Source organism: Aquimarina hainanensis (assembly GCF_042684685.1).
In the GTDB taxonomy this organism is placed as follows: Bacteria; Bacteroidota; Bacteroidia; order Flavobacteriales; family Flavobacteriaceae; genus Aquimarina; species Aquimarina hainanensis.
This window is the reverse complement of the sequence record NZ_JBHULX010000001.1, coordinates 556147-568636: the sequence shown is the minus strand read 5'-3', so window position 1 is coordinate 568636 and position 12490 is coordinate 556147. Positions and strand designations below refer to the sequence as shown.

The following is a 12490-nucleotide window of genomic DNA, read 5'->3' as shown; positions in this document are numbered from 1 at the left end:
TATTTATTCCTCTTCTTCGGATGATAAATTTTTGCTTAAGGATTCTTTTTTGGAATTTAACTTCTTTAATTTATTCTGTTTCTTTGAAATTTCTTCTTCAAATAAAGTCATAAGAGATTTGCTTAATTCATCTGCATCTGATTCATAAATTAAACCTTGTTCAAAAATTTTCTTATATAGCTTGTCTTTCTTAATATTCATTTTAAATAAGCTACATTAATTTTTTACCTCTTTTACTTCATCTATAATTCGTTTCATTGTCTCATTTAGTTCTTTATCATATTCAACGAGTTTACTTGAAATGTCATTTTTTAATTTAGGATTTGCATGGGAAGCAGTAATTGCTAGATCAAGAGTGGTCCTGCGGCTTTTGGTAATAAAGTGGATAAGCTCTTTTACTTTATGAGCTAGTATTATAAAGTTAGATTTTTTGTTATAATAATATTTAATTATTAGTATGGAGCTGATTGTACTTAAAACAGATAATGTTCCGATTAATAAATGATATAACGTAACTGGTAAATCTCTAGGTAAAAGAAACCATATGGTCATATAGAAAGATATAAGAAACGATATGGTGTATAATATTCGAACTGAGTGATATAAGTAAATATTAGATTTTAATTTATCTCTAGAGTATAAAAAGAAAAATAGGATAATAGTCGAGAAAAATATGTATGGTAATCTAATGCCAAAACCAATGAGAAAAATCCGCATATTTTTAAATCCAAAAATTCTATTATCATTTATTAAGTTTTTTAATTGATAGTTTAACAAGGCTGTTTGCGTTTCACGATCTACTTGGAATGATTCAGCTTGCTCTATATACTCTAAGGGGGTAATTATACCTTTTAATTGTTTTTCTTTTAGATCACAAAGTTCAGCATCTTTAATTTTATTGAATTTGTTTATTTTATCTTCAAAATTAACTTGGTATTCAGGTTTTTTAGGAAACACTATATGTAATAAAGGTGCAGTGAAAATGATTACTGCACCTATGACCATTAAAATTGCGATTAATATTTTCTTAGTCTCTGTTATCTGGGTCTGGTTCTTCATCTTTATCTGATGCTGCAAAATTTTTTCTATTATCAGGATCTGGTTCCTCATCTTTTTCAGAGGCTAAAAACTCAAGTTTTTCATAATCCTCCACAGAGTCACCTGAACAACCTGTAAGGAACAGTGTTAAATTTAATAAAAGAATAGATAAAAAAAAGTTTTTAAAATAATTGGAAACATTCTTATTAGTTTTCATAAGTACAAAAAAAATTAAAAAGTTAAATAAGTATTTGATTTACAGTCAAAAATAAGTTTATATAATAAGAAAAAAGCTCTTTTTTTTCAATTATTTTCACCGTTTATTAATGTCTTTTTTTCCTAAAAATGGGGGTTAAACCCCTCTTTTTTTACTAGAAAAAAGCTTAAAAACGACAGTTATCCTATTTATGGATGATTATTTTTAGTTAAAATACTGAAAAACAGTGCAATAGAACCGTATTTTGTATGTGGTTTATCCGTATTTTTGTAATTTTAAATTAGGTAAGTTATTGCAAATTGGTAAAAATGTAATATCAGAGAATATCATTTAACAAGGATGAAGAAGAAAAGGTGTTGTTTTTAACTAGTAAAAATCTTTCTATAACCCTGTTTTATAATTATTTATCAGTTAAAAGTCTGCGGTTTACCCACAATGTTTTTGTTTGTATACTTAGTAACTTTACTATTCACACAAAACCTCTAACTTATGACTATACAGGGCAAACTTCTCCTGGAGGGAGAAGCGTATACGATCATTAACTACACTACAGAAATAACCCAGCAATGCGACTATAACGGTAGACCCTTTTCTAAACCAAACTGGAAAATACACGATATAGTACTACGAACTAATAAACGCAATGATCATTTTTTTGAATGGGCAGTTACTCCATTAATGACGAAACATTGTGAAATTATATTTTCTTCTGCGGACGGAATAAGCAGAAGCAGTACTTATAAATTATTCGATGTGCATTGTTTATTTTATAATCTGGAATTCGATGCCAATAACACCTCTTCTATTTTATATCGCTTAAAACTATCAGCAGCCACTACTTTCTTTAATGGAGTGCTTATGCTGACAAAACCTTGGGCTAAAACAGACCCGCATGTAACTACTACGAAAAAAATTACAGAAGAGGAAGAGGCAGCTTTAATAGACTACTATCTGACAGATGAAACAAACAAACGCTTAACGAGTGCAGAGATAGGCGATACGGTGTATTTAACTGTTCAAACTAAGAATCTTATAGGCGAACTAATTTCTATTGATTTACACAATCCTAATGTTGATTTCAAGTATGAGGGGAAATTAGTGCAAAATGATGTTCTAAAAAACATTCAGGTGCAAGCAGCAATACAGAGGATAGCTTTGGAAGTATTGCCAGAGAGTAGTGATATAGAAACTCAACAAATGGTATTTTGAAAATGGGTAGAAATGAATTTAAATTAAATATCGCAGGTTTTTCCAGATCGCTGGAACTGAAAATAAAAGAGCAAGAATGCAAGATTCCTTCTCTATTACTCGTTAGTAGAGCTTGTATAGAGAACTGTATATGGACAAGTGAAGATACAGAAATAACTAAAACAGTAGATAAAAAAAAGGATGGATTTATACACCCCTGGGTTATCAAATCGCTGAAGTTGTTTTTAAAGACACCCGAAGGACAAGAAGTGTTTGGGTTGTTCTTAAATGAAGGAGACTCCATCGTTTTAGATAATGAAAAGGTGTTTACGGCAACTTGCCGTGGAGATTTTTATGATATTCACGCCTTGCATTTTATAGAAATGAGTGATATGAAAGGAGGTGCTTTAGCGAGTACCATAACTCAATTTCATCAACGTTGCCCCAGAAAAATAGAGGCGTATAAGTGGCATGCTGAAAGATCTGTGCGAACATTTTGGATTGTAAGTAATAAAGAGAGAATAAAGAACAGTCCTAAGGATTTCTATCTAAAAGTAATTATTAAAGTTTATATAAGAAACTATATAGAAGCTGCAAAGGAAGAGAAATGGGATGAAGAGCGAGTAATTGCACAGATGTGTCATTCTATGGGACATGAGTTTTTTATTCATGCATGGAAAAAAGCGATACCAGCTATGAAAGCTTGGTGCAATAATGATCTTGATTCATGTTTTGATATATTCCAAAGAGATACGGGATATAAAGGTAAACATGACCATGCAGCATATGCACAAGATATAAGTGATGAGGGGCTTCGCAAAATGAAATCTTTCCAGGAGAGTTTACGAGGTCTCATTGGAGATAAATTGTATAGAAGTGTAGTTACGGATCATGATAAAAAATATAAGGCATTGAAAAATGTAGTAATACCTAAAGGAAGTCAAATAAATACTGAGTACTGATGAAATGGTATTGTATATTTATATGTCTTATCTGTGTTTCTTGTCATCAATATGATAAGGATAAAGATGTGCAGCAAATTTTAGGATTTATTGAAGAGGATTTTTATAAAAAACATGCAGAGGAGAGACTCCTTAATAATAAGCTGATGATTCCGCCAGATTCTCTGTGGTGGGAAAAGAATAATGGAATAACCAGAGATGGAGGAGATCCGATTGAAGAATTAACCTATTTAGACGAAAAGGACTTGGATTACTTGATAAAACAAAGAGCTGCTGTAGAAAACAATGAACCGATACGATATTACCCATATAAAAACAAGATTACCAGAGAAGCTTTGATTGATTTAGCTCCGTATAAAAAAGCGTATGAGGAGTTTTCCAGAGAATGGTGGCGGGCAATAAAAAATGATCGAAAAAAAGAATGGGTTGTTTGTTATTCTTATCCTGTTTTTAATAAAAAGCATACGATTGGGTTTGTTATATCATATGTAATTTCACAGGAAGGTTTTCACGGAGAAAATGATCGAAGAATGATGATTTTTCTTAAAGAAGAGGGTAAGTGGAAAAATGTGTGGTAACAATATTTAAATCCATTTATCTGGATTGTTTTTAATAAATGTTGCTTTTTCTTTTCCATACATAGCTAATAATTGTTCCTCGGTATAATCTTCCAGGAGCTTGTATAGAAATGTATTACTTGTTTCTAGTATATAGGTTCAATAGTCAAATAATAATCTTAGATAAGACGGAATACATAGTCTTTTGCTTTCAGTTAAATTTTGATTCGTATTGGATAAACAGATGGGTATATTTATCAATAGTACAAGTATTTTATCGTAGTTCACCTAAAAGTTGCGCATATAAAATAGTGTTTTAACTACTATTTAATGCTTTTTAGAGCAATTTGCGCAACTTTCTCTATGTGCTCTCAGGGTTATTTAATAAATAGTCCGCTGCTTATTAATTCAGCAGGAATCGCAAATCCTAACCCTTCGATACCAATGCCAGATAGCTTAGCATTTATAACTCCAATTAATTGTCCTTGTTTACTAATCATTGGACCACCACTATTTCCTTTATTAATTCCAGCGTCAGTTTGAATTAACTTAATGCCTTCATTTTCTCTGTCACCAGAAATAATACCTTTGCTTAAAGTTTGACCTAATTCTACACTAGTAGGAGTACCAATAATAAAAATATCGTTACCTGTTTTATAATTTTTTGTAGAGGGTAGTATAAAATGACTAGGAAATATAGCATCTATTTTTAATAAAGCTAAATCTAAATCTTCATTCTGCCTAATTAATTTAGCTTTATACTCTTTATTATCTTTTGTAATGATAGTAATATTTTCTTTAGAATTAGCAACAACATGAAAGTTAGTTATGATATAACCATCAGTACTTATTTTAAAACCACTTCCGTGACCTTTATCTACTTTTATTGTTACAGTACTATTCAGTGCAGAATCTAAATCGTTAATTGATTTTCCTTTATGAAGTGTAATATAAGGTAGTGTTTTTTTCGTTTTGATATTGTCTTTTTTTAAAAGTTCTTCAACTTTTTTATTATTTATAAAATTTAAAAAAGATGAAGTAATTGCGTCTTCTATAGCTAAAAGGGCTGTTGATTTTTTATTGTAATCTATAGAAAATTGTCCTGAAGTAGTTTTATAACTTTTACTATAAATACTTTGTCCGTATATATCTTGAAAATCCCAAGAAACATTTACTTCAGCTTGTAGGAAAGTCATAGGACGTTTAGCTGCAACTTGATAAACATATTGAATATCTAACTCACTAATTTTAGCACTTAAGTAAGCTGAGTTTGTCTTGTTCTTAAAAATAGTATTAGTAGAATCAGTGTATTTATATTTTAATAAAATATTATTTAATGACGAGGTAAAGATAGAATTGTCAAATTCAATCTTATCTATATTGGAATCGATCTCTTTAAATTTGTTTTTATTCTTTTTAAGAGAACGATGTTTGATTTTTCTAACTCTTAAAGCTTTTTCATCTAGGTCAAATTCTGTATTTTTTACAAAAATGTATTTTTGATCTTCAGTTTTGACTTCAATAGGAATTAATTTTTCTTCGACTAAAACATCTTTTTTATAGTCAAAACTTTTAGGACCAAAATCCATAAAGATAGGATAAATAGTAACTCCAAAAGGAACCCATGATAATATATGCCATGGTGATTTTTTATTTTGATAGTGAACGATATATTGATCTTTATAACCTTCAGTTTTAATTTTTAATTGCTTAACCTTACGGTCTCTAGGTATTTTAGATTTCACACTTGTACCAGAACCTTGTTTTATGCCATTTACGTAGACGATAGATTTAGTGTTTTTGGTTTTTACATTGACATTTTTTTGTATTTTACTGTTAAGTATTGATGCACAACTGTTCATCATTATCATAATAGAGAATAATAATAAAATTTTTTTCATTTATTTATATTTAGAGCTTACTTAAATTGATTTTAATAAAAATGAGTGTCTTTTTGTAATGTTAAAATTTGTTGTAGTTACCAGCTGAGTATATGTTTTTGAAAATTTCTTGATTGATAAACATTTGTTCTTCATTTTTTAACCGTATGTAGCATAGTAGGACAAAATGTTACCTTAACTTTATAATTTTTCTCCCCCTTAGTAGAATATTCCATGAATAAAAAACAAACTGGAATCGCATAAAAGAGTAATAAACTTATTTCCTCCTCTTTTTTTGGAAACTCGGATTAATTCGATGATTTTTAAAGTTAATCATCAAATGGGAATGCAATATAGAAAAATATGGAGTTTGAAAATGTAAAGGCTGAGTGTTGGGTAAGGAGTATAATTCTATTAAAAATCTAGAATACTATACTAAGGTATCATCAGCTTCTTTGTGTATGAAATTCCCTTGATAGCCAATAGTAGTACTTAGGTGAGAGTGTCTATATAACTTCTGAAGCATTCTAGGAGAAATTTTATCGCCAGCAATGTTCCTAAATGAATGTCTTGCTATATGCATTGTAATTTTTTTATATATTTCGGTTAACTTTCCAACTTTTTTGAGATAAAGGTTGAATTTTTTGTTGGCGGTTTTAGTTTTTCTGTAGATGTCTCTAAGATAATCTTTTTTGGTTTTTTTCAATTCGGGAAAGATATAGTCTGCATTGCTATTTTTTTGATTTTTATAAAACTTCTTACAATTCAAATATAAGTGATCAGCACCTTTTAATGTTTGCGGCAATGCCGTAAAAAATACGTAGCCATTTAGTGACCATAATAACCTCTTTTTTATCAGCACTTTGAGTGCTAAAAAACCATAATAAACATATTAAAATCAGTGCTTTTACACAGAGTGTTTTATATGTTAAAGTCTGCTAAAAAGTCTTAAAAGGCTATTTAGAGAAGAAAAACTAAACCTATTTATCTGGATTATTTTTGATATGTGCTGCTTTTTATTTTAAGAATATATCTGAAAATAATTACACCTAGAATACTTAAAATATAAAACGAAAATTCAAAATAATACGATAATTTCTTTGTTTTCCTACAAAAATTATCCAAATTAGACAAGGTCAAAAATTGTCTTAACCATGTCTAGCTTTTCAATATCAAGAGCTATACTCTTTAAAAACCTATTCTTTTGTAATACCTCTTGTGTCTTTTTAATGACTAAATTTTCTTTGAATTAGACAATATTTTCAAACGGTATTATTGCCCAAATTCGCCCCTCTATATTCGTTTTCACAACGAATATAGAAGCACATGAAAACAAAAGAACAAGAAAATGATTTAAATGTTTTGACCGTTGATGAGCTACGTTCTTATGAAGGGTTAGAAGCTTTAACAGAACAAGAAGCTGTAAAAATTATAAAATCGCTATACAAATTAGCTCTAATTGGTATAGAAATAATGAAAAATAAAAAATGAGTTTAGAATATTTTGAGAAATTTATTGTAAAAGCTGAGAAACAAATAACTGTTAATAACAATGTTTGGGTATATACCAGAGTATCCAGTAAAGATCAAGAAGTAAATAAAAGTCTTAAATACCAAAAGAAGTTTGCTGATCAATACGCCCTTGAAAAGGGCTTAGTTATAACAAAATATTTTGGGGCTACATACGAAAGTGCTAAAGGAGATTTTACAAGAAAAGAATTCAAAAAGCTAATTACTGAAGTTTCGAAAACAAAAGACAAGCCATTTGCCATACTCATATACAAAATGAATAGGTTCTCACGAAGTGGAGCTAATGCAATAGCACTTACTAATGAGTTAGTACACCAAAACAATGTACATCTGATAGAAGTTAATTCTGGAATTTCTACAGAAACACAAGATGGAGAATATCAGATACTCAAAAAACTGTTGAGAGCCAGAAAAGAAAACCTGGAGCGAATGGAACATACTTTGCCTGGTATGAAAACTTTTCTAGAAGATGGAAATTATCTAGGCAGAGCCCCTTTAGGATATACACTCAAAGGCACAAGGGTGACCGAGTTTAGCAGAAGAAGTCAACACCAACAAATCGAAATCAACCAAGATGGGAAACTATTAAAAAAAGCATGGCTTATGAAAGCCCGTGGAGAAAAAGATTATATCATTCAGAAGGAAATGGCCAAATATGGTCTTAAGATATCTAAACAAAAATTAAGCGCAATGTGGAGTAAAGCTACCTATTGTGGTATCTCTACAAATAAACTTCTGGATAAGCCAATAAAAGGTAACTGGAAACCTATTGTATCAATAGCTAACTTTAAAAGAGTACAAGCTATTTTAGAAACTCATAAAAATAGAGGTTATCAGATAAGTAAACTAAATGTTGATAGACCCCTAACAGGGTTTTTAAGATGCATGTACTGCAATAACAAGTTAACTAGCTACGAGGTAAAGAAAAAAAAATTACACTATTACACTTGCCAAAAATGCAAAGGAGTCAATTTAAACGCTAATTCCAGTAAAAGATCATTAAAAAAAGGAGTCCACAATACATTTATAGAATTCCTAGAATCATTTAAACTAGATAAACATCTTATTGAACCGTTTAAAATGCAAATAAAATTGTTATTGAAAAATCATAATAACAATGAATACGAAATAAAAGAAACGATAGAAAAACGTATTAAGGCTTTAAAAAATAAATCTAAAAAATTAATAGATAAACTTATGAATGATGTAATTGATGATTATACATACAAAACATATAAAGAGGAAATTGATAAAGAGTTATTGCAATTAAATGTAAATCTAAAAAGTCAAAGCAAAAAAATATCTAACCTTGATGATTTTATAGACTCAATTGTTATTTTCTCACAAAACATCAGTAAATACTGGGATTCAGGGAGTTTTGAAATAAAAACTAAACTACAAGAATTGATTTTCCCTAAAGGTTTAACGATTAATCCTGAAAACAGGCAATATCTAACCAATGAAATCAATTTATTATTTGCTATAAATGCAACGATAGCAAGGGATACGGAATTTTACAAAAAAGAAAAAGCCAGTATAGATACCAGCTTGTCCTGTTTAGTAGCGGGAACAGGACTCGAACCTGTGACCTTCGGGTTATGAGAATAGAAAAACAACAGTTATAAAAAACTAAAAATCAGATAATTAGATGTTTACAGGGTTCAAAAAAGGATGTAAAAGCCTACAAAACCATACAAATAGAAACATTTCAGGACTTTAAAACAGGACTTTTTAATAGAGTCCTGTTTTTGTAATTTTAAATTCATCTATTTTCGAGTATTTCTTTATTTTCAAATTTTCTACAAATACATTTTTTTAATGTTTCCGATAATTATCTTGTCTTTACTTTCTGATAACGGAAATTTAATTTACAAACCTTTTATATCATACATTGACAACTTCATATATATTTTAAAACTCTCAATAGCTTTTCTATACTCATCATTATTTCTATATTGTTTTATCATTGTTAGAATATTTCCAGGATGATAAAATAGTAAATAAAAATAGTTGATACTCTTTGTTTTATTTACTAGCGAATTGTAAAGTATTTTTTTAAAATGATATGTAATAACTTTGGGATCGTAAATTTTAAAAACTTCTATAGTTGGAAGAGAACTATAATATCCATCTGAATATAATGCTACCTCATAAGGCTTTAGTTTCTTCTTTTTGATAAAGGCAATATTGTCATACGAGATTATACCTTTTTCAAATCTTTGTTGCTTGGTCTCTCTGTAATTACCATAATCATTTTCTTCTATTTTGAGAAACCATAATTTTGAATCTTGAAATTTAGATACTGTCCGATTATCCTTCTTTGTATACCTAATCTTAATTTTAAATAGGTTAAAAGTTGATTTGAGGTCTTCTAAGTATTTTGAATATAAAACATTTTTTATTTCTTCGATTAGTATTGAGTTATCTCTATGATAACCTAAAACTTTATTCATCTCGGTATTGTATACCCTCTCACTTATTGTATTTACATATTTAATTGGCAGTTTAAACCATTCTACTCTCAAATCTTTAAGATTAAAGTTCTTTTCTAAAAATGTGATAATTTTTTTTGGTTTATATAGTTTAATGAATTCAGCTAATAAATGTCTATATCCTTTCTCAGATATATTTTGAATTTTAGTTATTAAGATAATACTTTCTTCTAAAGAGATTAATCCATCTTTTTCTAATGTTCTTAATGCTAAGGGAACACTATAAAAAGAATAGTCTTTTCTTTGGTAATACTTCGTCCAATAAGGATAAATATTCTTTATATCAATTTCTCTATTTTCAAATAAAGCTAATCTAATTTGATTATGAATTTTATCTCTTAAATCAAAACTACCTAATTGACTATGTTTATCAATTAGTTTTTTTAAAGTTAAATCTTGATATTCATTTTGATTGTCATTTATTCTATAACCATACGCAATAAGGTTTTTATATACATCTTTAAGCATCCATTCAGGATAATAGTTAAGCACTTTGTACTTTTCTAAAAAACGATCCAGCAAATAAGTTGCAGTATAAGTATCTCCTTCAATATATTTTTTTATAGATTTTCTTAATTTTTTATAGCCCTTAATCTTTAGATTATGAATAAAAATATTTTCGGTTATATAGGTTAAATAATCTCGAAAATGCAATTTGTTTTTTAATGCTTTTTCGATTTTCTTTTTGGTTATGGGATTATTATGTTTTTTTATATAGTCTTCTTCCTCAATGATATCGTTTCGTAGCTGTTTGTAAAAGAATCTTGTATCATAATTACCATTGGAAGTTTTATTATAAAGCAATGAGGCATTCTTAGTTTTTACATAGTAGAACATTGTAAATAGATAGTCGGAACTTGTAATGTCTTCAACAGTAAACCCATTTGCTATTAAAGTTTTGACATAGGTATAATAAAATGAATTGTTTGTAGATAGATGCTCTCTTGTTGTTAAATTTATTATTAATGATAAATCGTAGTAATGGTTTGCATTAAGTTCGTTTGCAGTAATATCTTTTAAGGCTTCTCTTAATTGAACATAAAAGCTTTGAATGGCTTCAAAATCTATTGTGTGTTTTAAAAGCTTTTCAAAGGTTTTTATGGAGCAATATTTAACCAAAATCTGTCTTTTTTGGTCTTTTGTTAGTTTAAAAAAACTAAATCTTGATAAGAATCTTTTATCTAATTGTAAGATGGATTGACTTACTTTTTTAGCAACATTCTCAAGCTTGTGTGTATAGTTAATTTGCTTTCTTAAAAAGGTATTAAAACTATCGTGTAGTAAGGAAACTCTATTTAATTTAATGTCAAATAGGTAAGGGTGTTCTTTTATAAATTCCTGTATATAGTATTTTTCATCTCCTGCTAATAATTCAATTTCAGATTTCATTAAATAGGAACTTGTGCATAAGAATAAGGATAGGCTGTGTTTTCCTTTTTCGCTTGAAATAATATTTTGATAATATGAATTAATATCCTCAATTTCTTCAAGTTCGGGAACTGTCTGGTGGAGTTTATAGTGTTCTGCTAAATAGTTTACAATTATTGGATAGCCTTGTGATATTGTGTAAATATCACCTATTACTGGCTGTTTTGAAATATGAAATAACTGTTTTAAAACTTTAGATGTTTGCTTACTATTCCAATTTTCTAGTGTGTGTTTTTTCCAATTGATATTTTGGACTAAAGGTCTCGATAAAACAATAATCTTGCAGTATAATTTCGCTCTGTCAATAAAATTTATAAATTCATTTATTTGGCTACTATTATAGTTTTCTACGTGGTCTAGTCCATCTATAATAAAGTTTTTCTTTTTCCTTTTTAGCTTTTTTAATAGTTCTTCTTCTGTTCTACTTTTTATATCATTAAATAGTTTTGTGTTTAAATCTGCAATGAACCTTTCAAATTTTAAACGTTCTTCGTAATCTTTATCTTGATTTCCTATCCAAAAACGATATAGAATAGTGTGCTTATATTCTTTTAATAAGGTATTAACAAAGTGGCTTTTTCCTACTCCGGGTTTTCCTTCTATAAATAGAATATCTTCAAATTCTAAAAGTTTATGACTTATTAGAACAGACTTCTCTTGTAATTTAGTTATAAAGGTTTTGAGTTTGGGTAACATTTCCCGTCTAATCGTCCATATTCTATTATCTAAGATACTACTGAAGAAAGCTTCTATTTGATTTTTCCTTACTAGATTATCTTGATATAGTTGGTTTAGTTTAGAATGTATTTGAGACCTTGAAAGGGAAATAAAGGTAATATTATCCTCAAATTTATAGCTTGGAAAGCCAAGAAAGTTGTCATTCTGTTTAATTTTTATTGTGTTAAAAAACAAAACATTATGCTTGGTAGATAACTTGTGTTCTTTGCCATTTATAGAAATAGTATCTCCTTCTATTTCCAAATCTTCTAAAGTTACATTATTAAAGTCCTTTATTTGAAAATGATAGGTTTTTGATTTTGTACAAACTATTAAATCGTCAAAATTATCGGGTGTTTTTGCCTCTATTTCTATAGTAGATATAAAACGTTCTACATCCATTAAAGCTAAGAATAATAATGTTACTTGTTGCTGGTAGGTATAGCCTATGTATGCGTTTCTCATTAAATTAAACTAGGTTT

At 28.6% G+C, this 12490-nt stretch carries 11 protein-coding genes; 5 read left to right on the top strand and 6 right to left on the bottom strand.

Translation table 11 applies throughout. The features are described from left to right. Nucleotides 1-3 precede the first annotated feature (3 nt). The 3 genes from ACFSTE_RS02530 to ACFSTE_RS02520 are packed head-to-tail and all read right to left on the bottom strand — an operon-like array spanning nucleotide 4 to nucleotide 1255. The gene (locus ACFSTE_RS02530) at nucleotides 4-201 is read right to left on the bottom strand and encodes a hypothetical protein (RefSeq protein WP_176027649.1); all 198 of its coding nucleotides are present in this window, start codon (nucleotides 199-201) and stop codon (nucleotides 4-6) included. Between the two features lie 15 nt (nucleotides 202-216). Continuing rightward, entirely contained in the window at nucleotides 217-1059 is an 843-nt protein-coding gene (locus tag ACFSTE_RS02525) for a hypothetical protein (protein ID WP_378297933.1), read from the bottom strand. Next, nucleotides 1028-1255, bottom strand: a complete 228-nt coding sequence (locus ACFSTE_RS02520; RefSeq protein WP_176027647.1) for a hypothetical protein — start codon at nucleotides 1253-1255, stop codon at nucleotides 1028-1030. Before ACFSTE_RS02520 ends, ACFSTE_RS02525 begins: the two co-directional genes overlap by 32 nt. A 489-nt stretch (nucleotides 1256-1744) precedes the next feature. Between ACFSTE_RS02520 and tssD the strand changes: the two genes are divergently transcribed. From tssD to ACFSTE_RS02505, 3 genes are read left to right on the top strand one after another with little or no spacing between them, the layout of a single operon-like run. Further along, nucleotides 1745-2464, top strand: coding sequence for a type VI secretion system tube protein TssD (tssD, locus tag ACFSTE_RS02515; protein ID WP_378258339.1), 720 nt, complete (start codon nucleotides 1745-1747; stop codon nucleotides 2462-2464). 2 nt (nucleotides 2465-2466) lie between these two features. Next, nucleotides 2467-3405, top strand: coding sequence for a hypothetical protein (locus ACFSTE_RS02510; RefSeq protein WP_378258337.1), 939 nt, complete (start codon nucleotides 2467-2469; stop codon nucleotides 3403-3405). Further along, nucleotides 3405-3983 (top strand): hypothetical protein, encoded by a 579-nt coding sequence (locus ACFSTE_RS02505; RefSeq protein ID WP_176028905.1) that lies wholly within the window; start codon nucleotides 3405-3407, stop codon nucleotides 3981-3983. Before ACFSTE_RS02510 ends, ACFSTE_RS02505 begins: the two co-directional genes overlap by 1 nt. A gap of 356 nt (nucleotides 3984-4339) precedes the next feature. Here the strand turns inward: ACFSTE_RS02505 and ACFSTE_RS02500 are convergent, their stop codons facing one another. Beyond that, on the bottom strand, nucleotides 4340-5863 hold the full coding sequence (locus ACFSTE_RS02500; RefSeq protein WP_378258335.1) for a S1C family serine protease: 1524 nt from the start codon (nucleotides 5861-5863) through the stop codon (nucleotides 4340-4342). A gap of 409 nt (nucleotides 5864-6272) precedes the next feature. Further along, the gene (locus tag ACFSTE_RS02495) at nucleotides 6273-6647 is read right to left on the bottom strand and encodes a tyrosine-type recombinase/integrase (protein ID WP_378297931.1); all 375 of its coding nucleotides are present in this window, start codon (nucleotides 6645-6647) and stop codon (nucleotides 6273-6275) included. Nucleotides 6648-7168: 521 nt separating this feature from the next. On the opposite strand from ACFSTE_RS02495, the gene ACFSTE_RS02490 reads away from it, so the two are divergent. Next, nucleotides 7169-7333: a hypothetical protein gene (locus ACFSTE_RS02490; protein ID WP_378258331.1), complete on the top strand. Its 165-nt coding sequence runs from the start codon at nucleotides 7169-7171 to the stop codon at nucleotides 7331-7333. Further along, nucleotides 7330-8973: a recombinase family protein gene (locus tag ACFSTE_RS02485; RefSeq protein WP_378258329.1), complete on the top strand. Its 1644-nt coding sequence runs from the start codon at nucleotides 7330-7332 to the stop codon at nucleotides 8971-8973. The genes ACFSTE_RS02490 and ACFSTE_RS02485 overlap by 4 nt, the downstream gene beginning before the upstream one ends. 266 nt (nucleotides 8974-9239) lie before the next feature. On the opposite strand, the gene ACFSTE_RS02480 is transcribed toward ACFSTE_RS02485, so the two are convergent. Continuing rightward, on the bottom strand, nucleotides 9240-12473 hold the full coding sequence (locus ACFSTE_RS02480) for a hypothetical protein (protein ID WP_378258327.1): 3234 nt from the start codon (nucleotides 12471-12473) through the stop codon (nucleotides 9240-9242). Between the last annotated feature and the right edge of the window lie 17 nt (nucleotides 12474-12490).

Coding starts and splice junctions, on each gene's coding strand:
- tssD (WP_378258339.1), top strand. CDS start 1,745: ATGACTATACAGGGCAAACTTCTCCTGGAGGGAGAAGCGTATACGATC.
- ACFSTE_RS02500 (WP_378258335.1), bottom strand. CDS start 5,863: ATGAAAAAAATTTTATTATTATTCTCTATTATGATAATGATGAACAGT.
- ACFSTE_RS02510 (WP_378258337.1), top strand. CDS start 2,467: ATGGGTAGAAATGAATTTAAATTAAATATCGCAGGTTTTTCCAGATCG.
- ACFSTE_RS02525 (WP_378297933.1), bottom strand. CDS start 1,059: ATGAAGAACCAGACCCAGATAACAGAGACTAAGAAAATATTAATCGCA.
- ACFSTE_RS02505 (WP_176028905.1), top strand. CDS start 3,405: ATGAAATGGTATTGTATATTTATATGTCTTATCTGTGTTTCTTGTCAT.
- ACFSTE_RS02485 (WP_378258329.1), top strand. CDS start 7,330: ATGAGTTTAGAATATTTTGAGAAATTTATTGTAAAAGCTGAGAAACAA.
- ACFSTE_RS02530 (WP_176027649.1), bottom strand. CDS start 201: ATGAATATTAAGAAAGACAAGCTATATAAGAAAATTTTTGAACAAGGT.
- ACFSTE_RS02480 (WP_378258327.1), bottom strand. CDS start 12,473: ATGAGAAACGCATACATAGGCTATACCTACCAGCAACAAGTAACATTA.
- ACFSTE_RS02520 (WP_176027647.1), bottom strand. CDS start 1,255: ATGAAAACTAATAAGAATGTTTCCAATTATTTTAAAAACTTTTTTTTA.
- ACFSTE_RS02490 (WP_378258331.1), top strand. CDS start 7,169: ATGAAAACAAAAGAACAAGAAAATGATTTAAATGTTTTGACCGTTGAT.